Source organism: Flavobacterium sp. N1719, assembly GCF_025947045.1.
Classification (GTDB): Bacteria; Bacteroidota; Bacteroidia; order Flavobacteriales; family Flavobacteriaceae; genus Flavobacterium; species Flavobacterium stagni.
In genome coordinates this window covers 1011077-1036297 of record NZ_CP109993.1, presented here as the reverse complement: position 1 = coordinate 1036297, position 25221 = coordinate 1011077, and the positions used below count along the sequence as shown (strand labels likewise).

The following is a 25221-nucleotide window of genomic DNA, read 5'->3' as shown; positions in this document are numbered from 1 at the left end:
TTAGGAATTATCAGAAGCATACCATTCGGCATACGACGTTTCCGTTTCTTGTAAACGTAAAGAGAATAATTGAATGTTTTCGGGAAGTCGGCTTCGAATTTTAGCCGCAAAATCAATGACCATATTTTCACTAGTCGGCTGGTATTCTACCAAAATCACATGATGCCCTCGCGTTTGGAGTTCGGCTGCTAACTCAATATGGGGTGTATTTTTATTAAATACTGTCGCGTGATCAAACACATCAACGATTTCTTCTTTTACGATTTTCTTCAAATCAGAGAAATCGATAACCATCCCGTATTTCACATTAGAAGTATCGGTAATCGGCTTACCAATCACAGTAACGGATAATTTATAACTATGCCCGTGAACATTTTTACATTTTCCATCATAGCCATACAGGGCATGACCGGTTTCAAAATTGAATTGTTTGGTAATACGAATCGTACTCATAAGGTAAATTTACTCGGCAAAAATACGATTTATTCTAAATCCTTGCGGTTTTTGGAACGGTAATACATCCAATAGGCGGCACCGGCTAATAGGACAAAAGGTAGAATATTACCTATCCATACCCCAATGGCATAACCACTATCGGGTGCGTTTTTCAGTTTTTGATCGATGTTGACCGCTTGAACGAGAGCAAAAAATGTCATGTTATAAAAGTATACTCAAAGGTACAAAAAAGGCCGCCCATCGGACAGCCTTTTGTGTTATTTTTCTTAAGGATTTTCTTGGAAACTTTGATTCTCGTTGGCATGAGCGGCCCGTGCATTTATCGCAATATTATCGGACGCTTTGGTCAAGAAAGCCACAAAACTGATGTTGGCAGGATTGGCGATATTGGCAGGCACCGGAATCGAAAAATTACGCGTAACGGTTGCTCCATTCACTGTTCCAGTTATTGCTTCACCCGTAATATCGGTTAGCGATGCGCGCAATACGTGATTGTGTTCAAAATTGGGTATCGGATTCACACCACCGTACAAATCACTGTAGTAATTGCGTTGGTTATAGTATAATTTGTCTTCCAAAAGGTACACGACCAATTTCAATCCTTCATAATTATCTAAGCATTTTACTTTGACATCCAAATTGATATTCCCGTTGGCCACCGTTGAATTCATCGCCAAACCAATTGTTGTATTGTTTCCTGTTAAGTCTAAAGCTTGTTGCACATTGGAAGTTTCAGGAAAACTCCACACAATCATTCGGTTTAAACGGGATACAGGTAATGCCAACTGCGATGTGGGTAAAATCAAATTTTTCAATGGCGCAATATCCGCATAATGATACGGGTCATTTCCGTTGTGAATCGCAACAGATACCACTTTATCAGAAACCGCTTTAGCTTCTTCAATGGCCCAAGCCACGCGTGTACAGTTTCCACACCATGTCCCCGTGTAATCTTCAATAAGAACATTTTTTTTCAAATATCCCGAAACAGGTGGCGCTGTAGCAGAGCCATCGGGACGGTTTTCAACAATGATGGTATCTTGACAAGAAACCAGCACAATTACAGCAATAAAAAGGGTGCTTAATGCCTTAAAATTCATAGCTAATCCATGCATTAGTTTTATAGTTACAAATAAAAAGAAAAATCCTTTACTATTTATAAGATTATTTATTTATTTGTACAACAATACCAAACAAACATGAAAAAACTAATCGTATTTCTCTTCTTTTTTAGCATTTTATCAAATGCACAAACGGCCTTACCTGAAGTTACCCTAACCAACTTGGAAGGCAAATCCATCGAACTGAAAAAAGAATTTGCTGAAAAAGACAAATTGTATATTTTCTCCTTTTGGGCAACATGGTGTGGCCCATGTATCAACGAGTTGGATGAACTTAACGATGTTGTTGAGGATTGGAAAAAAGAGTTAAACCTTCAAGTTATCGCTATTTCAACCGATGATGCGCGTACGCAAAAGCGGGTAAAACCTTTAGTCAACGGAAAAGGTTGGGGCTACACGATCTTATTGGACACCAATCAAGACTTAAAACGTGCCCTTACTATTGTCAATATTCCTTATACCATTGTAGTGAAGAATGGACAAATTGTTCATATTCAAAACGGTTATGTTCCTGGAAGTGAAAACGAATTATTAGCGAAATTGAAGCAATTATAATCATGACTAAAAAACACCTTTTAAATACTACGCTTGCGCTTTTTATTTCGGCTACGACATTTGCACAAACGGAAGAAAAACCCAAAGAAAAAGGCACGTTAAGTGGCGGAATTGAGTCCAACATTCAATGGTATTTAAACGACAAAGGATTAAAAGACGAATACAACAATCCAACAGTTCACCCTGTACAACCGTTGCGTTCGAATAGTTACCTCTTTTTAAATTATACCTATAAAAAATGGGTGGCAGGTATTCAAGGTGAAGCCTACGAGCAGAATGCCTTGTTGAATATGAACCCCAAATACAACGGCACCAATTTAGCGACCTACTTTGTCCAATACAAAGGAGAAAAATTGGATGTAACTGCAGGTTATTTTTACGAACAATTCGGGAGTGGATTGCTTTTCAGAAGCTGGGAAGACCGCGCTTTGGGCATCAATAATGCTCTTCGAGGAGGTCGTGTACTATTTAAACCTTCTTCATCTTTTACATTAAAATTGATTTATGGGAAACAACGTACAGGTTTCGATGTAGCCCATTCGGATATTTTTGGTGGGGACTTTGAATGGGGACTTTCCAAATTGTTTAAATGGGAAACCACGGAGTTTACTTTGGGCGGAAATTATGTAGGCCGCTATGAAAAAACGGATGTTGTTGATCCGAATTTCGATGCTTTAACTAGCGGATTTTCTGGTAGAATTAATCTATCCCATAATTCGGTTTATTTCTCAGCAGAATACGATTACAAAACCAAAGATGCCGTAGTACAAGCGCCCGGCCAAATCGATAACCGATTAATTAAACCGGGAAGTGCCCTCTTAGTCAATGCTGGTTTTTCCAAAAAAGGATTTGGAATTGACGGTACGTTTCGCAGGCTGGAAAACATGAGTTTCTTTTCAGAGAGAGCGGCCAAAGGGAATATTTATAATGATCGCATCATGAATTTTATTCCGAGTTTGACGAAACAACACCATTATAATTTAGCAAACATTTACGTTTATCAAGCACAACCTAATGTATTGCTAGCGGGTTCTGATTTCGTGAAAGCGGGTGAAATTGGAGGTCAAATCGATATGTTTTATGACATCAAAAAAGGCACGAAACTGGGCGGTAAATACGGCACAAAAATCGCGGCCAACTTTTCCAATTACAATGCTTTAAGCGGAACCTACTACATCTATAATCCGCAAGATTACAAAACGGATTTCTTTGGGTTTGGCCAACGCATGTTTGCTGATTTCAATGTAGAAATCACAAAAAAATGGAACCCAAAATGGCAAACTATTTTGAGTTATATCAACCAATATTACAATAAGAAATACATTGGTGATGCTGAAGGAGAAGTAAAAACGCACATCATTGGTGCCGATGTCATTTATAAATTTGAAAAAGGGCAATCGTTGCGCTTCATGGGCGAACACATGTGGGCGGATCACGACCGAAAAAATTGGGCAGCAGCTACTTTAGAATTTAATTTCAATTCTAAATTTTCCATGTATGTGTATGATTTGTACAACTATGGCAACGATTTAGACTATTACCGCAATCATTATTACAATATTGGAGGTTCGTTCCGCAAAAAAGCCTCGCGTTTGTCACTCAATTATGGCCGTCAACGCGGTGGTTTGGTTTGTGTAGGGGGTGTTTGTCGATTCGTGCCTGAAAGTTCGGGTCTAACCGTAACCTTTAATACTTCTTTCTAAGATGAAATTGGGACGATTAATAAGAATTGGGCTGCTTTTTATTGGAAGCCAATATTTTTTTTCTTGTTCCTCCCAGGAAGATAATTATGTAGCTGTACCCGAATCTCCTGTAGTTTGTGACCTGACGCAAGTGCCGTATGCCAAACTCTCGGATTATCATTTTTTTGAAGGGGAATTGAAGAATCTTCAACCCGTTTATGGTGTATTGCCGTATAAACCCGCTAGCGAACTTTTCACAGATTATGCTTTGAAAAAACGCTTTGTTTGGATGCCTAAAAACACCAAAGCTACTTATGTGAGTGATGCAGATATCTTGGAATTACCTGAAGGAAGTGTGTTAATTAAGGTGTTTTATTATGATACTGTTTTACCGAATTTAACTACACAAATCATTGAAACCCGATTGATGATTCGCAAGGCTGACGGATGGATTTTTGCTGAATACATTTGGAATCCTGATCAATCCGATGCTTTACTAGAAACGGTCAGCACCACTCGAAGTTTGAGTATCCAACAAGGAAATGAAGTATTAAATTTTACCTACCGCACACCCAATACCACCATGGAATGCAATCGCTGTCATGGCAATATTGTTACGTTGAAAAAAAATCCGATTGGTATCAAACCCCAAAATCTCAATTGGAATTATCCCTACGGCGCTGAAACAACCAATCAACTGAGTAAGTGGATTAGTTACGGTTACTTAGAAAACAACCTCCCTAATTCCATTTCTTCAATAATTAATTATAATGACACGTCACAGAATTTAGACCTCAGAATTCGTTCGTATTTTGATGCAAATTGTGCTCATTGTCATAAAGACGGCGGTGAAGCGCAAATCCATCCCTTACGCATGGAATTTAAAGACACAACCGATCCAGAAAATATGGGCGTGGGCGTCGCAGCACTTCATCAATTACCCGGATACAATGGTCGGATTGTTCAACCCAATAATGTGGGGCAATCGATACTTCATTATCGTGTCAATACCACAACCGATTTATTTTATATCATGCCTGCTATAGGTCGATCGGTTAAACATAAAGAAGGTGTTCAATTGGTTGAAGATTGGATCAATTCTTTTTAAATAAAAAAAGCCTGTTCGTGAAAACAGGCTTTTTTTATGGTTTGAACTTACAATTATCCTTTAATAACTTTCTTCGAAGATGTATTTCCGTAAGCATCCGTAAACTGTAAAATGTATACACCTGCATTCCACGAAGCAGTGTCTACCGTTTGAATACCATAAGGTAAATTTTGTTGTGCAATTAATTTTCCATTGAAATCAAAAACTTGTAAAGTAGACGCTTTTAATACATCTAAAGTTAATTCATTAGAAATGGTAGTCGCTTTAATTAACACGCCAGTTTCTTGCAATTGTTGAATATCTGCTGTCGATAATCCTGGGTCATAGCGATAGGTAACATCTACTGTATTTCCTGTTGGATTACCCGCTTGGAAAAAACGAAATGCATAATCTTTAGGATAGGGAGCAACTCCTGCAACTGTATTTAAAAAATGGCCATCATTGCCACTTTGTCCTCCTGCTGGAATGGTTAAATACGGTAAATTAACCGGGTAATTATTCCCTTCTTCGACATCCGAAAGACATTCATTGGCAAAACATAATTCGAAGCCAATTCCATCTGAATTGGTTAATGTCATACAGTTTATGCGAACATTTACAGGTGAAGAAGATAAATTTTTAACGTAAAAATCCAACTCCGCTTGTGGATAATCTATAGTATTAAAGGCCAATACCTGACCGTTAGCAATGGGTGTATTGTTATGTCTTGTTACTGCAATTTGAGCTTGTGACAAGCCAGCAACTAAAAACAAACCGAAAAATAGCACTTTTTTCATCTTTTGGGGATATAATGGGGGAATCACTTCCCCCGTTATTTACTATTAATTTAAAACAATTTTTTGAGATTGGGTAGCGCCTGTTGTGTTGGTCATTTTAGCTACATATACTCCTTTTTGCAACGATGTTAAATTCATAGAAGCACCGTTTTCCATACCTGTCGATTTGAAAACCACTTTTCCAGTCATATCAGTAATTTCAACTGAAACTGTATCTTCAGAAGCAATTTGAACAATACCATTCGATGGATTTGGATACAATGTAGCAAATGCATTGGATTGGAATTGATTATTAGCCAATGCATCTGTTGCATATGCAGCTTGCATTACCGCTTTAGTCGCTGTATTTTGAACAAAAACAACAACATCAATATCTGACATTTCCTCAATGTTCAAACCAGTCAAACTTGCTTGCAATGAGAACGTATTGGGCGTATCGTAAGTAAAGTTAACCGATGTTCCTGATGGATCGGGTAACATTTTCATCATTACATTTTTGAAAGATGTTTCACCATTGGTTGCTACGTTTCCTGTCGTAATACGCTCAACAACCACAGCATGTACAGTATACGTACCTGTTAAATAAGGAGTAGTAGTAATATTTACTGTCAAGTCAGTACCATTTAACAAACGTGAAGCATTAATGGCAAAATAAGCCGGTTCCGCCATTTCTGCATTCAAAGCCGATTGCAATTGTGCTGTATTGAAGTTTGTTCCTTCTTTTGAATCTACATATAATGTTGGCGCACCCGTTACTCCATAATATGCAACACGTTCTCCCACTTCAGCTGTATAATATGGGTCGCCCGTACCTGGCCAGTTAACTTGATAGCAAATTAAAGCTAAGTTGTCGTGATTCGTTCCAGTAGTATAGAAAGGACTAAAATAATTAGTATTGAATGAGTAACATGGTCCACAAGTTGAACTAGAGAATTTTTCATATAAAGGTAAGCGAGTTGTGCTTCCACTTGCTACAGCTACTGATTTTGTTACCATATCATTGGTTGCATCACCATCAACAGCTTGTCCGTTTACATTGGCAACCCAAACTTTTAAAGAATAAGAACCAGGAGTAGCATTCCATTGATCGGTATGTGAGTAATTATAGGTTTGACCTGCAGCAATATTCAATCCGGACAACGATTGAGTATAAATCGTTCCATTTCCAATTTGCCATTTCACATCCATAGCAGTAATGGCAGTGGTACCCATATTTTTGATTACACCACTGATCACTTTTGAACCAGCAGCAACAATTGCATTCATGTTTACAGATGACATTTCAGCATCAACGGGTTGAATTTGTTCAACGGTGATTTCATCAATGAAAATATTATTTCCATATTGAGAAGTTCCTAGAATATTGATATAACCTGTACCTGTAATATTTCCAGGAATATCAAATGTATAAGCATACCACCCATCAGCAGCCACAACTGGCGCCAATTGAATAGAACGATTTACAGTCCCTAATAATGTTCCACCAGCAGCAGCTGTTGTATTATAATAAACTTTAATATTATCAGCATCCGTTGGATATCCTGAATCACGGAACATTTTCAATTTTACGCGGTAAGTTGCCCCTGCAAAAGTAATGGCTGGCGATGTTAATCGGCCTGTTCCTGCAGCAGGGATATTATACGAGTTGAATCGCGCCATACCGGCACCTGCAAATGGGGAACAAACAGGAGCACCTCCAGTTGTTCGTCTTGCCCAAGCATTAATAGTTGTTCCAGCATCACTGGTCGTTGTTGTCGTAGTCCACCCCAGTGCCGCATCAAAATTTTGAGAAGCAACAATTTGTGCCTGACTCAAGAATGACACCAAAAGGAATGCAAAAAGTAAAGTAGTTTTTTTCATTTTTGGTAAAGGTTAATCGTTTGTAAGTTTGTATTTCTTAAAAAAGTTGCACAATTTTAAGAAAATAAAACAGATAATCGACTATCAATCAATGCTTTTTTTAAATTAAAACTGTTAAAATTTGCTACAATAACAATTTGTTTGGCAGTCTATGTGAAATGTTTATATTTGTACACCAACACGGGGATGTAGCTCAGTTGGCTAGAGCGCTACGCTGGCAGCGTAGAGGTCGTGGGTTCGAGCCCCATCTTCTCCACAAAAAAACCGAAACACTACTGTTTCGGTTTTTTTTATTTTTTGCGCTCTTCGGCTAATTCACCGGCGACCTTTTCTAATTCAGCGTACCAGTTTTCACCAAAGCGACGAATCAACGCTTCTTTCACAAATTTATATACCGGCACTTGAAGCTCTTTTCCCAACGTACATGCATCGTCACAAATGTCCCAACGGTCGTAATTTACCGCTGCAAATTCGGAGAAATCTTTAATTCGGATGGGATATAAATGACAAGAAACCGGTTTTTTCCAATCGACTATTCCTTCATTGTAGGCTTGTTCAATGGCGCACAAAGCGGTATCACCGTCAAAAATAACATAGGCACAATCTTTATTTTCGATTAATGGTGTTTCTAAATCTTGTTCCGTTCCCACGACCCATGTTCCTAAATGCTCAATAGCTTCAATGCCTTCGGGACGCAAATAGGGTTTTACTTTGGGATAAATAGCTTGAAGAATTTCTGTTTCCTCTTTGGATAATGGTGCTCCTGCATCTCCATCGACACAGCAAGCACCTTTACAGGCGGTAAGGTTGCACACAAAATCTTTTTCGAGTATATCTTCCGATACGATGGTTTTTCCCAGTTGAAACATAGTATTTTCTTTGGCACAAAGATATTATTTTCTTCAAACAGAAAACGGTTAAATGATCAGTGACCACCACACACGCGCTAAGGATAGGAGTGGAAAGCCCGGATGCGGAGGAACGGAGCAACGGACTTGCAACGGATAGCCTGACCCCGCCCGATAAAAACAAGCTTGTAAAGCGTAGTTTTTACGGGTCGGGGGAGCGCCCAAATTATTCAAAATCAGTTTTTTAAAATTTAACTTCAATTTAAAATGGGCATCCTTTTTTAAAGCGTACTTTTGCAAAAAATTTAAAAAACAATGTTAGGATTGGACTTTAGAGAGATTGTGACCATCGGGATGGTGCTGTTTGCGGTGATTGATATTGTGGGAACGATTCCGATTATAGTGGATTTACGTCAAAAATTTGGTCATATTGAATCGGAGAAAGCCTCTTTGGCGGCGGGAATTATCATGATTACGTTTTTATTTGCGGGGGAAGAATTCCTGAAACTCATTGGCACCGATGTCCATTCGTTTGCAGTTGCGGGTTCGTTTGTGTTGTTCTTTTTGGCCTTGGAAATGATATTGGGCATCCGAATTTATAAGGAAGAAGCCAATACTTCTGCGTCGATTGTACCTTTGGCGTTCCCATTGATTGCGGGTGCCGGCACCATGACGACCTTACTTTCGTTGCGATCGCAGTACGCTTCCATAAATATTGTAATTGCTATCATTTTGAACATTATTTTGGTCTATGTGGTTTTAAAATCATCGGCAAAAATCGAGAAACTTTTGGGTAAAAACGGCTTGGGTGTGATTCGCAAAACCTTTGGTGTCGTGCTTTTGGCGATTGCTGTTAAATTATTTGCATCGAATGTTAAAGCACTCTTTGTGTAGACGAGAAATTTTTAACTTTACACCCTTAAATTTTCATCATGAAACTTTTCACCACGATATTACTATTTATTGCCATTGCCTTAATTGTTGTCAACGTAATTCAATTGGATTTTGAACATCCGTTTGAAGGAAATAGCTTGGTAGCGTTGATTGGCATTGTGGCTTCATTTTGTGCGGTTTTCATTCTTTTGATTTTCAAAATGTCTAAGAAAATCGAAGAAAAAATGAAAAACTAATTCCATGTTTGATGTCTTAATCATTGGCGGAGGCGTATCGGGAATTTCCTGCGCTTTAGTGTTGGGCTCGGCAGGAACCAAACCCTTTGCTGCTGCCAAAAAAATTGGCGTGTTTACCCATCAAAAAGCCTCGTCACTTCAAGATGCGGTTTTTAATAATGCCTACGGAATTCCTGCTGGAAAATTGGGATCCGAATTACTTACCGAGAGTACGGCACAACTCGCAGCCCTTTATCCGCAGGTAATTCAACTACCGGAAATCAAAATTCTTCGCATTGAAGGCGAATACCCCCACTTTACGTTGTTCGCAAACGACGGCACGACTTATGAAGCCCAAAATATAGTGATTGCTATTGGTGCTGGAAATCCGTTTACCATTGCCGGTTTGGAAGAATATGTCATGCCGCATCAAAAAGCGAATCCGGCAAAAAACCGTTTGCAATTGCGGAATTCCGATCACTTGGTAAAACCTGGGATTTATGTGAGTGGAACCTTAGCAGGCTGGCGCAGTCAGTTGCCCATTGCTGCAGGGAGTGGTGCTTCGGTGGCTACCGATATTCTTACTGCATGGAACGGTGGCGAACCCGTGCAAATTCATGACAGCACACGCGTAAAACCCTAGTTACTTTTTCAGTATTTTTTGGATCATGGAATCCTCTTTCAGCAACAAGCGGTAATAGTCGGCATCCCCGAACAACTGTCGGGCGAACTCAGCTTGAACATACCGATTAACAAGCGCTTTACTGTTTTCTAATTTTAACGGCACACCGCTTTCTTCCAAGTATTTTTCAAATTTTGACGCATAGGAAGCATCTTTTTGAATGGCTGCTAAAAATTGGTCGAACGAAAGATTCGCATAAAGTTTTCGATTTTGATCCAATTGTTCGAAAACAAAATGACCTACGACACCCGTTTTTAAAATGTATTCCAAGCTTTCTTCGCCGTGAGCCGACTCTAAAGGCACGAATATATCCGGAACGATGCCGCCTCCACCGTACACAATGCGTCCTTTTTTGGTTTTGAATTTTAAGGAATCAGAAATTTTAATTTTATCTTTTTCATACAATTCCCCCGACTCAAAACGGTCTTCAAATTCTTTGTAGTACGCCGCAACATCTCCTTTTCGGTAGGGTTTTTGAATCGAACGACCGCTAGGTGTATAATAGCGGGCAATGGTTAAACGCACCGCCGAACCGTCATCAAAATTCATTTCCCGTTGCACCAATCCTTTTCCGAAAGAACGGCGTCCTACCACAAGGCCGCGATCGTTATCTTGAATAGCGCCTGCCAAAATCTCACTGGCAGAAGCTGAATTTTCATCGATTAACAAGGTTACTTTGCCGTGTTCGAACAATCCCTCCTCGGTTGCATAGGTTTTTTCGATAGCGCCTTTTTTATTTTTTGTAAAAACAATAAGTTCGTTTTCTTTCAAAAGTTCGTCAGCAATTGCCACCGCCGACTCCATGACACCTCCCCCATTTTCACGAAGATCAATCACCAAAGACTGCATGCCTTGTCCTTTTAATTTTTGCAAAGCAGTATGGAATTCACGCCCTGTGGTTTCCGAAAAACGTTCAATTTTAATATAACCCGTAGTGGCATTTAACAGCGTTGCTACATCGACGCTTTTCAGCGGAATCACATCGCGTACCACTGTGGTTTTGAATGTTTTTTTGGTGGATTTACGGTAAATAGTGAGCACCACCTCCGAATTGGGTTCGCCCCGTAATTTGTTATACAGTTCTTCCGATTTTAATTTTTTGCCAAATAATTTGGTTTTGTCCGCAAAAAGAATGCGGTCGCCCTCTCGAATTCCTGCTTTGGATGCGGGTCCGCCCTCAATCGGTTTGATTACAGCGATGGTGTCGTTGTAGGTGTAAAAATTAATGCCGACTCCTACAAAATCACCTTTCATATTATCGGCCAACAAGGCTTGTTCTTTGGGTGTAACATATACCGAGTGCGGATCCAAACTCGCCAAAATATTAGTCACGGTTAAATCCACAATAGAATCGGTTTTCACCTCATCCACATATTCATTATCAATAAAGTTCAGTAAGCGATTGAGTTTTGCGCGGTAATCGTTTTTGGCATAGGTGCGCTCAACCGGATAATTGATCCAGCCCCCTATGACGATTCCTAGTGCTACACAGGAAAAAAATAAAAAAGGGATGTAGATCTTATTGATTTTCATACCCAAAGTGTGTGTTTAGTTTTTTTACTAACGGATAAAATCCGTTCTTTATTTTATTCCAGCTCTTCAATCTGTAAGACCTCGATGCCGGCTTTTTCCAAAAAATCAAGCCCTGAAGTATCGCGGTAACCGTTTTGATAAACCACACGTTTAATCCCTGATTGATGGATCAACTTGCTGCATTCACGACAAGGTGAAAGGGTAATATATAAGGTCGCGTTTTCACACGATTGGGTAGACCGCGCCACTTTGGAGATGGCATTGGCTTCGGCATGCAAGACATACCATTTGGTCAAACCTTCTTCGTCTTCGCAATTGTTTTCAAAACCAGAAGGTGTTCCATTATAGCCATCCGAAATAATCATCCGATCACGAACAATGATGGCGCCAACTTGTTTTCGATGGCAATACGACAATTTACTCCATTCAGAGGCGATGCGTAAATAGGCTTTATCGTATTTGTTTAATTTCTCTTTTTTCATAGTAATGTGTCGATCAAATGTAGGGAATTTTAAACGATTCTATGCTATTTTTCCCAAATCGGATTTTGCAACAATAAAGGCACCACAACACCCAAGACAAATGCAGAAAAAATCAGCACAAAATCGCGTTGGTTGAATCGGAATAAGGTTTTGAAAATAAATCCGATTAACAATACTAACAACACAATACAAATTTGCGCGCCTTCAATTCCGAGTGCGAATTCCAGCATGGGAAGCATTTTATCAGAAGCTTCTCCAGGTAACAAATGGTTGAAATAATTGGAAAATCCTAAGCCATGAATGAGTCCGAAAAACAACGTAACCGCTCCTACAAACGTGATTGAATCTTGTTTTCCCGGTTTTCCGGCCCGAATAATATTGAATAAAGCCGCCATGCAAATGGTAATCGGAATTAGAAATTCGATAATCGAAGGTTTCACGGTAATAATTTCCAAAACAGCTAAAAATAACGAAAGCGTATGTCCAAGGGTGAAAAGGGAAACGAGCAAAAGTAAACGCTTCCAATCTTTTGCCGCATAAGGCACTGTTAATGCCATTAAAAACAAAAGATGGTCATAGCCATTGAGGTTCAACACATGTTCGAAACCAATTTTTAAATAGATCCAAAAATCTGTCATACGGCTTGATTTTGGGGTTAAGCAGGGTAAACTTACAATTTATTTGAATAAAATTTGGGACCAAAGCTTAAATTCTGGTTAAGAATGAACGATTGCATCAAATTTCTCGTTAATTTTAAAGAACTAAAAACAATATATTATGTCAATAGCTGATTTATTTGATAGCGAATTCAAAGACCGAAACAGAGGTCATTTTTCGGCTATCGTACGTGTAGCCCTCGCGGATGGTGATTTAACTCCAGAAGAGAAAAATTTCTTAGACAAACTTGCTGTTCGTTTAGAAATTTCAGAGGATGAATATGCCGAAATCTTGAAAAACCCATTAAAGTACCCTATTAATCCTCCGTATTCGTATGCGTTGCGACTGGAACGTTTGTATGACTTGTCGCGTATGGTTTACGCCGACCACGTTTTAGGTCCAAAACAAAAAGAAATTTTAACCCGTTTTGCGCTCGCTTTAGGGTTTACACCAGGTAACGTGCACTACATTGTCGATAAGGCTTTATCCCTTTTGGTCATGAATGTTGACCTCGACACCTTTGTCTACGAAATGCGTCACATGTATAAATAAAATAAAAAGTCCCGAGCAATTCGGGACTTTTTTGTTCAAGTTAGTTTAACTATTATTGGGCATTGCGCATAAACTCTTCTGCTTTGGTGACCATATTTTCGCTACCGCAGAAAAATGGCACGCGTTGATGCAATTCTGTAGGTTGGATTTCCATAATTCTTTGGTATCCATTTGAGGCTTTCCCTCCTGCTTGTTCAGCAATAAAGGCCATCGGATTGCATTCATACAATAAACGCAATTTACCCTTGGGCGCTTTGGAGCTTGTGGGATAAATATAAATTCCACCTTTAATCATGTTTCGGTGCATATCGGAAACCAAACTTCCAATATAACGAGAAGTGTAAGGACGATCGCCTTCTTCCAATTGGCAATATTTGATATAATCTTTCACGCCTTGTGGGAAATGGACATAATTCCCTTCGTTGATGGAATAAATCGTACCATCTTTGGGATATTGCATATTGGGATGCGACAAATAAAAGGTACCAATCGCTGGATTAAGTGTAAATCCGTTCACCCCAAACCCCGTAGTGTATACCAACATCGTCGAAGTTCCGTAAATCACATAGCCCGCTGCCACTTGATTAATTCCGGGTTGTAAAAAATCTTCTAAGGTTACCGGCGTACCTACTGGTGTCACCCTACGGAAAACAGAGAAAATCGTTCCCACCGAAACATTCACATCAATATTCGACGAACCATCCAACGGGTCCATCAAGACCACATACTTGTTGTTATGACTGTTGTCGCTTCCCGCTACGGTGATAAAATCATCATTTTCTTCGGAAGCAATCCCACACACAATTTCGCGATTAATTAAGGTTTGAATAAAAACATCATTGGCATAGACATCCAATTTTTGTTGGTCTTCGCCTTGTACATTTTGTTCTCCAGCAGCTCCTACAATGTCAACCAATCCGGCTTTATTCACTTTGTAGTTGACCACTTTCGCCGCCAAGCGAATGGAGTTGATAATTCGGGACAATTCGCCCGATGAATATTGAAAATCGGCTTGTTTTTCAATAATAAATTCCCCTAAGGTTTTGTTGCGTTCTTCCATTTACGAAATCGTTGTAGTAGTCGTGCAAATATCTAATTTTTTCGGAATTAATTCGACATCACACACGAAAATAATTCTACCCTTCGTTTACAGAACAAGATGTATCTTTGTCCAACATAAAATCACATAACCATGAATGTAAAAAATAGTCTACTCACCCTAATTCTGGTTGCGGGAACTCAATTCGTTACTGCTCAGATTAATTTGGGCGAAAAAGCATTAGGCGCCTTACAAAAAGGGATGGCCGGATTCACTTTTTCCAACGAACAAGCCGCCGCTTTGGCCAAAGAAGGCGTTCGAAAATTGGATTCCGCCAGTGTTATTGCAGGTTCGAAAGACGGATATACCCTACGTTTAAATCGTATTTTTGGAAAACATGCCGCAGAAAACGGATTGCAATTGAACTATAAAGTATACTTAACCAAAGAAGTGAATGCTTTTGCCTGTGCCGATGGCAGTGTGCGCGTGTATTCGGGATTGATGGATATTATGGATGACAACCAACTCTTGGCCGTGATCGGTCACGAAATTGGTCACGTGGTCAATGAAGATTCCAAAGACGCCATGCGTGCTGCCTTGAAAAAAAGTGCGTTAATGGATGCTTTGTCTTCTCAATCGGATAAAATTGGAAAAGTTACCGATGGCGAAGCGGGGCAAATTGCCAGTGCTGTCATTGACAGTAAATACAGCCGCACCCAAGAATCAGAAGCAGACACTTTTGCCTACGATTTTATGAAAAAACACGGCTATGATGTGAATGCTGTCGAATCGGCATTTTTAATTTTGGCTAAATTGAGTGAAGGCGCGCAAACCGATTTTATTTCCAGAATCTTGAGTTCGCACCCCGACCCGAAAGACCGTGCTCAACAAGCCCATGATCGTGCCGTTGCCGATAAATTGTACAAAGCCTATGTGCAAAAACCCATCAGCAACAAAGTGCCCACACCTCCTAAAAAGAAACCGGCCAAAAAGAAAAAATAATGCACATTCGCAAAGCAAAACCAGAAGATATGAAGCAAGTTCTCGAGCGTATTCGGGAACTTGCTGTTTTTGAAAAAGAACCCGATGCCGTAGTCATCACCGAAGAAGATCTTATCCGTGATGGGTTTTCAGAACAACCCCTTTTTTATTGTTTTGTAGCCGAAGAAGAAAACGAACTTCTCGGCATCGCCCTCTACTATTACCGTTATTCCACTTGGAAAGGCAAAACAATTCACTTGGAAGATCTGATTGTAAAAGAAGACCAACGGGGCAAAGGAATTGGGTTCGAACTCTACAAAGCCATTATTCAAAAAGGAAAAGAAGAAGGAGTACGTCGCATTGAATGGGCTGTATTGGACTGGAATACGCCCGCCATTACCTTCTATGAGAATACGGGGGCCAAAGTCTTTTCCGATTGGCGCGTAGCTCAAATGGACGAAAACGGTATCGCTAATTTTTTAATCCAAAATAGCTAATTTTTACAAAAAGTAAAACGCTAAAAAAAAGGAATTTCTTAGCTTTGAGTCCGCGATAAAAATCCTAATCAATTTCAAAAGGAAACCATGAAAGTATTCAAATTTGGTGGGGCTTCTGTAAAAGATGCTGACGGTATAAAAAATGTATTGCACGTATTAGAAACGGTAGGACATGAAGAAGTATTAATCATTATTTCGGCGATGGGAAAAACCACCAACGCCCTAGAAATTGTGATTAAAAACTATTTTGAAAAATCCAGTGCCTTTCACGCCTCTTTACAAGACGTTCGCAAATACCATAACCAAATCTTATTGGACCTTTTTGAAGATGAAAACCACGATGTGTTTTATGCGGTGAACAGTCATTTCGCCGATTTGGAATACTTTTTACGCAGTAACAAATCACCCAATTACAACTTTGTGTACGACCAAGTGGTGAGTTATGGAGAAATTGTCTCAACGACGATTGTCAGCCATTATTTCAATGAAAAAGGATTGAAAAACAATTGGATTGACGTGCGCAATTTGATCAAAACCGATGCAACTTACCGCGACGCTTTGGTGGATTGGGACCAAACCCAAAAATTGATTTCCAAAAACGTCAAGAAAAAAGCCTTAAACATTACCCAAGGATTTTTAGGCTCCGACGAAAATAACTTCACCACTACTTTAGGTCGCGAAGGCTCCGATTATACGGCGGCAATTTTTGCCTATTGTTTGGGTGCCGAAAGTGTAACCATTTGGAAAGATGTTCCCGGGGTATTGAACGCGGACCCCCGGTATTTCGACAATGCGGTTTTGTTAAACCAAATTTCGTATCGTGAAGCGATCGAATTGGCGTTTTATGGCGCTTCCGTTATTCACCCCAAAACATTACAACCACTGCAACGAAAAGAAATTCCGTTGTATGTAAAATCGTTTGTAAACCCGCTATTACCGGGCACAAGCGTTTCAAAGGGAGCCGACCTCGAACCCAAAACCTCGTGTTTTATCGTGAAGAAAAATCAGTTGTTGATTTCCTTATCAGCCATTGATTTCTCGTTCATTATGGAGGAAAACATCAGCGAAATCTTTGCTTTATTCCACCAACACAAAATTAAAGTCAGCTTGATTCAAAACACCGCCATCAGTTTTACCGTTTGTGTGGAAGATAAATTTGGTCATTTTGACAAACTGAAAGCGGTTCTTTCGAAAAAATTCAAAGTAGCTTACAATGAAAATGTCTCCCTCTACACCATTCGTCACTTCTCCAAAGAAGCGGCTGAAATGGTTGAAAAAGGGAAAACAGTGTTGGTACGCCAAACTTCTCGCGAAACCTTACAATTGGTAACCAAAGAATAATTCGATTTTTAGCATTCCAAAATCCCTGAGGAAATACTACTTTTGACTTTTAGGAGTTATAAAGGGTATGCAGAATTGGTGGTTTTGGGGATTGATCTTAGGCTGTTTTTGTACGCTTTCGGCACAAACCGATTCGCCGTACAAAAGCAAAAAAATCGCCTTCTCCAAAGATACCATTGCCCTTCATGGCACAAGCATTCAAAAGGAATTTTTTAAAATTACCGACGCCAACGGCCAAGAACTGGACACCGCTTTTTATCGGGTGGATTATGCCAAAGCCAAACTGCTGTTCAAAAACAATTATTCAGCTACCGATACCCTCACGGTGCGCTACCTGCAATTCCCTGAATTTCTTACTAAATCCTATACCATCTACGATCCCAAACGTGTCGTTCCCAATGAGGCGGGCGTTTTAGTAACCGTAAAAAAGGACGAACGCACACGATTTAAACCCTTTGACGGACTCACGACTTCGGGAAGTATTAGCCGTGGAGTGACGATTGGCAACAACCAAAACACTACAGTCAATTCAAATTTGGACCTTCAAATTGTAGGTAAACTTTCCAACAAAGTCAGTTTGCGAGCTTCCATCCAAGACAGTAATATTCCGCTGCAAGACGGCGGTTACTCGCAAAAACTGGACGAATTTGACCAAATATTTGTCGAACTCTTTTCCGACCGTTGGAGTATTCGCGCTGGGGATTTGTTCCTGGAAAACCGGCATTCCAAATTTTTAAATTTTAATAAAAAAGTCCAAGGCATCAACACCCGTTTTACTTTTGGAACCCCCGAAAACAAAACCGATGTTTTTGCTGCTGCTGCCGTAGTGCGCGGGCAATACGCACGTAGTACTTTCACCGGGCAAGAAGGCAATCAAGGGCCGTATAAGTTACGCGGCAATAATGGCGAATTGTATGTGCTTGTCATTTCAGGCTCTGAGCGGGTTTATGTCAACGGGGTTTTGAAAACGCGCGGTGAAAACAACGATTATGTGATTGATTACAACGCGGGAGAAATTCGGTTTACCTCGCTTTTTCCCATCACTTCTGAAATGCGTATCGTGGTGGAATACCAATATTCGGAGCGAAGTTATACCCGATTTGTCACTTACGGCGGCGCGAATCACCAAAGTGAAAAATGGAATATTGCGGGTTATGTTTATTCCGAAAATGATGTCAAAAACCAACCGTTACAACAGAGTCTGACCCAAGATCAAGTAGCGGTTTTACAAAATGCGGGGGACAACACCAACTTGATGAGCGCGCCTTCCGCTTATGTTGACAGTTATTCGGAGAATAAAATTTTATATAAAAAGGTAATAATCGGCGCCGTTGAAGTGTTCGAATATTCCAACAATCCTACTGATGTTCTGTACAACGTCAGTTTTACTTTAGTGGGCGCCAATCAAGGGAATTATACCTTAGCCAACAACAATGCAGTAGGTAAAATCTACCAATATGTGGCCCCCATTGCAGGTGTTCCTCAAGGAAATTACGAACCCATCACCCGATTGATTGCGCCCATCAAACTTCAAATTGCGACCCTTCTCGGCGGATTTCATCCCAGTGAGAAAACCAATCTCGACTTTGAAGTGGGCATCAGCAACAACGATTTGAATTTATTTTCTAAGGTTGACGACGGAAACAATCAAGGTATTGCAGCCAAATTCAATGGCAAACAACGTGTTTTTTCGGGAAAAACCAACTTGAATTCGTTTGCATCGTTCCAACTCATCCAACAAAATTTCAGAACGGTCGAACGTTTATTTACCATCGAATTTAACCGCGATTGGAATTTGAACACCGCGATTACGGGCAATCAAAGTTTGCTGACTGCCGGTATGGAATGGGATTTAAAACAAAAAGGAACCGCTTTGTACCAATTTGAGCGGTTGGATTTGGGCGAACTTTTTACGGGCAACCGACATGTGTTGCGGGGAATTTACACCGATGACAAATGGCAAATCCAACAAAATGCGAGTTCGCTCCAAAGTTCGGGCACCATCGCTGAAAGTCGCTTTACCCGAAACCGCACCAGGGTGAAGTACCATTTTGGGAAAAATTGGGTAGGCGGCACTTATAATTTAGAAGACAATACCGAAAAAAATACGAGTACCAAAGTATTGAGTGCGTTGAGTCAGCGCTACCGCGAAATGGGAATTTTTACTGGTCGCGGCGATTCTACAAAAGTTTTTGTCGAAGTCGGTTGGCTCCACCGCAAAAACGACAGTTTGCAAAACGGATTCCTGCAACGGGTAAATACGTCCAACCGTTGGTATGTAAATTCGCGATTAATCCAAACTGAAAAAGCGAATTTATCGGCGTTTATCAATTACCGCCGACTGACTTACGTAGACAAAACCCGACCTGACGAACCTTCTCTCAACTCCCGAATAGTCTACACCGACCGGTATTGGGGGCAATTGGTGCAAGTTTCAACGGCGGTAGAAACCGCTTCAGGGACCATCGCACAACAGGAATTTACCTATTTGGAAGTCAACCCCGGTCAAGGCGTTTATATGTGGAACGATTACAACGGGAACGGCATTCAGGAGTTGCAAGAATTTGATGTAGCGCCGTTTCCTGATTTGGCAAAATACGTTCGGGTCTATTTGCCCAATCAAATTTTTGTCAAAACCCATCAAAATAAATTTGCCCAATCGTTAGCCTTGAATCCGGGAGTATGGCTGAATGAAAAAGGATGGAAGAAATTCTTGTCCCATTTTTACAACCAAACTGCGTTGACGATTGATCAAAAAACCAAACGCGTGGGTGATCAATTTCATTTAAATCCCTTTAATGCGGGTAATGCCGAATTGTTGGGATTGAACGAATCGTTTCGCAACAGTTTGTTTTTCAATCGCGGACGGCAATTTCATTCCGTAACCTATACCTTTTTAAATACTAAAATTCGTACCCTTTTATCCATTGGTTCACAAGAAAACCGTTTGCAATCGCACCAAATTCAATATGCCCATTTGTGGAAAAAAGCCTGGTTGGTGAATGTAGAATCGGCGGTGGGGAAAAATTTAGGATTATCGGATAATTATGCCTCCCGCAATTATACGCTGGAAACGTTTCAAGTCCAACCCAAACTTTCCTATTTATTTTCTGCGAACAAAAGTTTGAGTGTTTTCTATGAAATCAAAAGCAAAACCAACACGATTAACGATCAAGAGTCGCTCACCCAGAGTCGGATGGGCATTGCAGTCAATTATATAGGAGAAAAAAAATTCACATTGACGGGCGAATATTCCTTTTACCGCAATGACTTTAACGGCAATGCGCAATCGCCGGTAGCTTTTCAAATGTTGGAAGGCTTGCAACCGGGAAAAAATTCGACTTGGCGCGTTTTGCTTCAGAAAAATTTGACCCAATATTTGGACCTCAACATCAATTACCAGGGACGACAATCGGAGACATCAAAAACGATCCATACGGGAAGTGTGCAGTTGCGCGCCTTTTTTTAATCCAAATCCTACTTTTGAAAAAGAAGAATTTGTATCTTTAATTGTCAAATCAAATTTTAGAACCCTATGAAAAAAGTAATTGCACTCGCAGTAGCCTTTGTATTTTCTACCGGACTTTTTGCGCAAGAAGCCAAAGAGAAAGTAAAAAAAGCCAAAAAAGAAACCGAGAAAGTTGTCGCTGACAAAAAGGAAAAGTCCAAGAAAGAAGGCGAAAAACTGAAAAAAGACGGCACGCCCGACAAACGTTATAAAAACAACAAAACGGAGGAAAAAAAGCCAGCGCTCAAAAAAGACGGAACGGTAGACAAACGCTTTAAAGAAAATAAAGCTTCCGCAAAAGGAGACGTAAAATCCGATGCTGGAAAAGCCAAAGCTGCTGGAAACAAAGCCAAAGCCAAAGCCAAAAAATTATCCGCTGCCGAAGAAAAAGAAGACATCAAAGAATCAGCGTTATCCAAAACCGCTGAGAAAAAAGTGAAAGACAAAGCTACGGGCACTTACAAAGGGAGAAAAGTCTATACAGGACCTCGCGGTGGCAAATATTACATCAATAAAAATGGGAATAAAACCTATATTGATGGAGAGCAAGAAGAATAAAATTAGTTCCTAAAAAATCAAAAACCGTTTCTGCTGTGAAACGGTTTTTTTATTTACAATTTCACAACATTCAGCGCCTTGTAAAATCCTACGAAAATTATTTACGCCTTTTCCGAAAACCCTTGATTTTTCAGCCTTTTAGCAAAAAATGAACTTCTATAGCCTTGTTTTTCAATGGGTTGCAAAATTGTTAAAATTAAGAATTTTCGTACGCGTTGTTAAAAACTAAAGCCGATTGTGGATAAGTTTGACTTTCATTTTTGACGGTATTTAATCAAATTTGTAACAGTCAGAACAACGTTAACGAAATCATAAAAAATAACACACTTATGTCATTTGTAGAACCCATTCTTCAGGATAATAAAGACCGATTTGTAATCTTCCCTATCAAACACCATGATATTTGGGAATGGTATAAAAAACAAGAGGCTTGTATTTGGACTGCAGAAGAAATCGATTTACACCAAGATTTAAACGATTGGAATAATAAATTAACCGACGATGAACGTTACTTTATTAAACACATCTTGGCGTTTTTCGCAGCATCTGACGGAATTGTAAACGAAAACTTGGCCGAAAACTTCGTGAGTGAAGTACAATATCCAGAGGCAAAGTTTTTCTATGGTTTCCAATTAATGATGGAAAACATCCACAGTGAAACCTATTCGTTATTGATCGACACGTATGTAAAAGACGAAGCTGAGAAAAACGAATTGTTTCATGCTATCGAAGTATTCCCAGCAATTAAAGAAAAAGCGGATTGGGCATTGAAATGGGTACAATCGCCTAACTTCAGCGAGCGTCTAATTGCTTTTGCTGCTGTAGAAGGGATCTTTTTCTCAGGATCATTTTGCTCTATCTACTGGTTGAAAAAACGCGGTTTAATGCCGGGTCTAACCTTCTCCAACGAATTAATTTCGCGTGATGAAGGAATGCACTGTGATTTTGCCGTTCACCTACACAACCACCATTTGGTGCATAAAGTTTCGAAAGAACGCATCACCGAAATATTAACCAATGCTTTGGACATTGAACGCAAATTCATCACCGAATCGCTTCCCGTAAGTTTGATTGGTATGAATTCCAAATTGATGACACAGTACCTTGAATTCGTAACCGACCGTTTGTTGGTGGAATTAGGGTGTAACAAAGTGTTCAATGTAACCAATCCTTTTGATTTTATGGACATGATTTCGTTGCAAGGAAAAACCAACTTCTTCGAAAAACGCGTTTCTGAATACCAAAAGGCCGGAGTCATGAATAACGACTCTAACGCACAGAAAATCAGCTTCGACGCCGATTTTTAATTCGATCAAAATCATTCAAAATACAGCTCCGGGAGGAGTTCACATCCGATTCGGAAAAGGGGATTTATTGCCTTTTCCCATCAAAAATCAATTCGAGTTAGAGAAGGGATTGTCTAGCTCATAACCTAAAACCAAACAAATATGTACGTAGTAAAAAGAGACGGCCACAGAGAGCCCGTAATGTTTGACAAGATTACCGACCGTATCAAAAAATTGTGTTACGGATTAAACGAAATGGTAGACGCTGTAAAAGTGGCTATGCGTGTAATTGAAGGCTTATATGACGGTGTAACTACCTCTGAATTGGACAACCTTGCTGCAGAAACTGCTGCTGCCATGACCGTAACCCATCCGGATTATGCTTTATTGGCTGCGCGTATCGCGATTTCGAATTTACACAAGAACACAAAAAAATCGTTCTCCGAAACCATGAACGACATGTTCCACTATGTAAATCCGAGAACCAACCAAGAAGCACCTTTACTTTCTGATGAAGTGCACCAAGTAATCATGGAAAATGCAGAGTTCTTAGACTCACACGTGATTTACAACCGTGACTTCAACTACGACTATTTCGGTTTTAAAACCTTAGAACGCTCGTACCTTCTCAAAATAAATGGCAAAATCGTAGAACGTCCGCAACACATGTTGATGCGTGTTGCTGTGGGTATTCACTTAAACGACTTGCAGTCGGTGATTGAAACTTACGATTTGATGTCGAAAAAATTCTTTACCCACGCCACACCTACCCTTTTCAACGCGGGTACTCCAAAACCACAAATGTCATCGTGTTTCTTGTTAACCATGAAAGACGATAGTATTGATGGTATTTACGACACGTTAAAACAAACGGCGAAAATCTCGCAATCTGCTGGAGGTATCGGTTTATCTATCCACAATGTGCGCGCCACAGGTTCGTACATCCGCGGAACCAACGGAACCTCGAATGGTATTGTACCGATGTTGCGTGTATTCAATGACACGGCACGTTATGTTGACCAAGGCGGAGGAAAACGCAAAGGAAGTTTTGCCATTTATATCGAACCTTGGCATGCGGATATCTTCGAATTCTTGGATTTGAAAAAGAATACCGGTAAAGAAGAAATGCGTGCGCGCGACTTGTTCTTTGCGATGTGGATTTCCGATTTATTCATGCAACGTGTAGAAAACGACGCGGAGTGGACTTTAATGTGTCCCAACGAGTGTCCCGGATTATATGATACCTACGGAGAGAAATTCGACGAATTATATACTTCGTATGAATTGGCGGGTAAAGGTCGCAAAACGATCCGTGCTCGTGAATTGTGGGAGAAAATCTTAGAATCACAAATCGAAACGGGTACCCCGTATATGTTGTATAAAGATGCAGCTAACCGTAAATCGAACCAGAAAAACTTGGGAACGATTCGTTCATCCAACTTATGTACAGAAATCTTGGAATACACTTCGGAAGATGAAATTGCAGTATGTAACTTGGCTTCAATTTCGTTACCGATGTTTGTGGAAGATGGCAAATTCAACCACGAATTGTTGTACAATGTGACCAAACGCGTAACCCGCAACTTGAACAAAGTAATTGACCGCAATTATTATCCCGTTCCCGAAGCAGAGAACTCCAATATGCGTCACCGTCCTGTTGGATTGGGTGTGCAAGGTTTGGCGGATGCATTTATCATGATGCGATTACCGTTCACCAGTGACGAAGCCAAACAATTGAATCAAGACATCTTCGAAACGATTTACTTCGCTGCCGTTACCGCTTCGATGGAAATGGCCAAAGAAGAAGGTCCGTATTCAACATTTGAAGGGTCGCCCATCTCACAAGGAGAATTCCAATACAACCTTTGGGGCTTACAAGACAGCGATTTATCGGGTCGTTGGGATTGGACATCGTTACGCAAAGAAGTAATGGAACACGGAGTACGCAACTCGTTATTGTTGGCGCCAATGCCTACGGCTTCTACATCACAAATCCTTGGAAACAATGAAGCATTTGAACCATACACTTCGAATATCTACACCCGTCGTGTATTGTCTGGTGAATTCATCGTGGTAAACAAACACTTGTTGGAAGACTTGGTAAAACGCGGTTTGTGGAACGAAAACTTGAAGCAAGAAATCATGCGTCACAACGGTTCGATCCAAAACATTGACATCATTCCGCAAGATTTGAAAGACTTATACAAAACCGTTTGGGAAATGTCCATGAAAGACATCATCGACATGTCACGTCACCGCGGGTATTTCATTGACCAATCGCAATCGTTGAACTTGTTCATGCAGGATGCCACTTATGCAAAACTGACTTCGATGCACTTCTATGCATGGAAAAGCGGCTTGAAAACGGGTATGTATTATTTACGTACAAAATCGGCAGTAGACGCCATCAAGTTCACCTTGAATAATGAGAAAAAAGAAGAACCGACAGCGGCTATTCAACAACCCGAACCCCAAGCGGTAGAAGTGATCGCACCAGAATCGGGAGAAATGACAGCTGAGGAATTCCGTTTGATGGTGGAACGCGCCCGCAACGCCGGTCCAGAGGACTGTGAAATGTGTGGATCGTAAT

Annotated in this window: 24 protein-coding genes and 1 tRNA gene; 15 read left to right on the top strand and 10 right to left on the bottom strand. The window is 40.2% G+C overall.

Annotation, left to right across the window (positions count from 1 at the left end):
- The 3 genes from OLM45_RS04225 to OLM45_RS04215 form a co-directional block, all read right to left on the bottom strand.
- On the bottom strand, positions 1–453 hold the full coding sequence (locus OLM45_RS04225; protein WP_129460090.1) for a 6-pyruvoyl trahydropterin synthase family protein: 453 nt from the start codon (positions 451–453) through the stop codon (positions 1–3).
- Between the two features lie 29 nt (positions 454–482).
- Complete coding sequence (locus OLM45_RS04220; protein ID WP_164974869.1) at positions 483–656, bottom strand: hypothetical protein; 174 nt, start codon at positions 654–656, stop codon at positions 483–485.
- A 66-nt stretch (positions 657–722) separates the two neighbouring features.
- The gene (locus OLM45_RS04215; RefSeq protein ID WP_264512230.1) at positions 723–1571 is read right to left on the bottom strand and encodes an Omp28-related outer membrane protein; all 849 of its coding nucleotides are present in this window, start codon (positions 1569–1571) and stop codon (positions 723–725) included.
- Positions 1572–1655: 84 nt separating this feature from the next.
- On the opposite strand from OLM45_RS04215, the gene OLM45_RS04210 reads away from it, so the two are divergent.
- From OLM45_RS04210 to OLM45_RS04200, 3 genes are read left to right on the top strand one after another with little or no spacing between them, the layout of a single operon-like run.
- Positions 1656–2132 (top strand): TlpA family protein disulfide reductase, encoded by a 477-nt coding sequence (locus OLM45_RS04210; protein WP_129460092.1) that lies wholly within the window; start codon positions 1656–1658, stop codon positions 2130–2132.
- A gap of 2 nt (positions 2133–2134) precedes the next feature.
- Positions 2135–3835: a DUF6029 family protein gene (locus OLM45_RS04205; RefSeq protein WP_264512228.1), complete on the top strand. Its 1701-nt coding sequence runs from the start codon at positions 2135–2137 to the stop codon at positions 3833–3835.
- Position 3836: 1 nt separating this feature from the next.
- Positions 3837–4922 carry a hypothetical protein gene (locus OLM45_RS04200; protein WP_264512227.1) on the top strand — a complete coding sequence of 362 codons (1086 nt, stop codon included), beginning with the start codon at positions 3837–3839 and terminating at the stop codon, positions 4920–4922.
- A 53-nt stretch (positions 4923–4975) separates the two neighbouring features.
- On the opposite strand, the gene OLM45_RS04195 is transcribed toward OLM45_RS04200, so the two are convergent.
- Positions 4976–5698: a T9SS type A sorting domain-containing protein gene (locus tag OLM45_RS04195; RefSeq protein WP_264512225.1), complete on the bottom strand. Its 723-nt coding sequence runs from the start codon at positions 5696–5698 to the stop codon at positions 4976–4978.
- Positions 5699–5743: 45 nt separating this feature from the next.
- Positions 5744–7558 carry a T9SS type A sorting domain-containing protein gene (locus OLM45_RS04190; protein WP_264512224.1) on the bottom strand — a complete coding sequence of 605 codons (1815 nt, stop codon included), beginning with the start codon at positions 7556–7558 and terminating at the stop codon, positions 5744–5746.
- A 182-nt stretch (positions 7559–7740) separates the two neighbouring features.
- Between OLM45_RS04190 and OLM45_RS04185 the strand changes: the two genes are divergently transcribed.
- Positions 7741–7814: transfer RNA gene (locus tag OLM45_RS04185), tRNA-Ala, on the top strand.
- Positions 7815–7848: 34 nt separating this feature from the next.
- On the opposite strand, the gene OLM45_RS04180 is transcribed toward OLM45_RS04185, so the two are convergent.
- Positions 7849–8427, bottom strand: a complete 579-nt coding sequence (locus OLM45_RS04180; protein WP_264512222.1) for a DUF3109 family protein — start codon at positions 8425–8427, stop codon at positions 7849–7851.
- A 294-nt stretch (positions 8428–8721) separates the two neighbouring features.
- On the opposite strand from OLM45_RS04180, the gene OLM45_RS04175 reads away from it, so the two are divergent.
- The 3 genes from OLM45_RS04175 to OLM45_RS04165 are packed head-to-tail and all read left to right on the top strand — an operon-like array spanning position 8722 to position 10158.
- Positions 8722–9300, top strand: a complete 579-nt coding sequence (locus tag OLM45_RS04175; RefSeq protein ID WP_264512219.1) for a MarC family protein — start codon at positions 8722–8724, stop codon at positions 9298–9300.
- Between the two features lie 38 nt (positions 9301–9338).
- Positions 9339–9536, top strand: a complete 198-nt coding sequence (locus OLM45_RS04170; RefSeq protein WP_264512217.1) for a hypothetical protein — start codon at positions 9339–9341, stop codon at positions 9534–9536.
- Positions 9537–9540: 4 nt separating this feature from the next.
- The gene (locus OLM45_RS04165) at positions 9541–10158 is read left to right on the top strand and encodes an FAD-dependent oxidoreductase (protein WP_264512215.1); all 618 of its coding nucleotides are present in this window, start codon (positions 9541–9543) and stop codon (positions 10156–10158) included.
- Here the strand turns inward: OLM45_RS04165 and OLM45_RS04160 are convergent, their stop codons facing one another.
- Genes OLM45_RS04160 through OLM45_RS04150 form a run of 3 tightly spaced genes read right to left on the bottom strand, consistent with a single transcriptional unit; the run spans position 10159 to position 12850 of the window.
- Positions 10159–11730, bottom strand: a complete 1572-nt coding sequence (locus tag OLM45_RS04160) for a S41 family peptidase (RefSeq protein WP_264512213.1) — start codon at positions 11728–11730, stop codon at positions 10159–10161. It lies immediately after the preceding gene.
- A 53-nt stretch (positions 11731–11783) separates the two neighbouring features.
- Positions 11784–12212 carry a deoxycytidylate deaminase gene (locus OLM45_RS04155; RefSeq protein ID WP_129460102.1) on the bottom strand — a complete coding sequence of 143 codons (429 nt, stop codon included), beginning with the start codon at positions 12210–12212 and terminating at the stop codon, positions 11784–11786.
- Positions 12213–12256: 44 nt separating this feature from the next.
- On the bottom strand, positions 12257–12850 hold the full coding sequence (locus OLM45_RS04150; RefSeq protein ID WP_129460103.1) for a HupE/UreJ family protein: 594 nt from the start codon (positions 12848–12850) through the stop codon (positions 12257–12259).
- Positions 12851–12989: 139 nt separating this feature from the next.
- Between OLM45_RS04150 and OLM45_RS04145 the strand changes: the two genes are divergently transcribed.
- Positions 12990–13421, top strand: coding sequence for a TerB family tellurite resistance protein (locus OLM45_RS04145; RefSeq protein ID WP_264512211.1), 432 nt, complete (start codon positions 12990–12992; stop codon positions 13419–13421).
- A gap of 52 nt (positions 13422–13473) precedes the next feature.
- On the opposite strand, the gene fbp is transcribed toward OLM45_RS04145, so the two are convergent.
- Positions 13474–14481 (bottom strand): class 1 fructose-bisphosphatase, encoded by a 1008-nt coding sequence (gene fbp, locus OLM45_RS04140; RefSeq protein WP_129460105.1) that lies wholly within the window; start codon positions 14479–14481, stop codon positions 13474–13476.
- Between the two features lie 132 nt (positions 14482–14613).
- Here fbp and OLM45_RS04135 point away from each other — a divergent pair, with 132 nt between their 5' ends.
- The 7 genes from OLM45_RS04135 (at position 14614) to OLM45_RS04105 (ending at position 25220) form a co-directional block, all read left to right on the top strand.
- Positions 14614–15462, top strand: coding sequence for a M48 family metalloprotease (locus tag OLM45_RS04135; protein WP_264512209.1), 849 nt, complete (start codon positions 14614–14616; stop codon positions 15460–15462).
- On the top strand, positions 15462–15938 hold the full coding sequence (locus tag OLM45_RS04130) for a GNAT family N-acetyltransferase (RefSeq protein WP_264512207.1): 477 nt from the start codon (positions 15462–15464) through the stop codon (positions 15936–15938). Before OLM45_RS04135 ends, OLM45_RS04130 begins: the two co-directional genes overlap by 1 nt.
- 87 nt (positions 15939–16025) lie before the next feature.
- Positions 16026–17279 carry an aspartate kinase gene (locus OLM45_RS04125; RefSeq protein WP_264512205.1) on the top strand — a complete coding sequence of 418 codons (1254 nt, stop codon included), beginning with the start codon at positions 16026–16028 and terminating at the stop codon, positions 17277–17279.
- 67 nt (positions 17280–17346) lie between these two features.
- Complete coding sequence (locus tag OLM45_RS04120) at positions 17347–20748, top strand: hypothetical protein (protein ID WP_264512203.1); 3402 nt, start codon at positions 17347–17349, stop codon at positions 20746–20748.
- 66 nt (positions 20749–20814) lie between these two features.
- Positions 20815–21345, top strand: a complete 531-nt coding sequence (locus OLM45_RS04115; RefSeq protein WP_264512201.1) for a hypothetical protein — start codon at positions 20815–20817, stop codon at positions 21343–21345.
- Between the two features lie 329 nt (positions 21346–21674).
- Entirely contained in the window at positions 21675–22652 is a 978-nt protein-coding gene (locus OLM45_RS04110) for a ribonucleotide-diphosphate reductase subunit beta (protein WP_264512198.1), read from the top strand.
- A gap of 141 nt (positions 22653–22793) precedes the next feature.
- The gene (locus tag OLM45_RS04105) at positions 22794–25220 is read left to right on the top strand and encodes a ribonucleoside-diphosphate reductase subunit alpha (protein WP_129460112.1); all 2427 of its coding nucleotides are present in this window, start codon (positions 22794–22796) and stop codon (positions 25218–25220) included.
- The last annotated feature ends 1 nt before the right edge of the window (position 25221 follow it).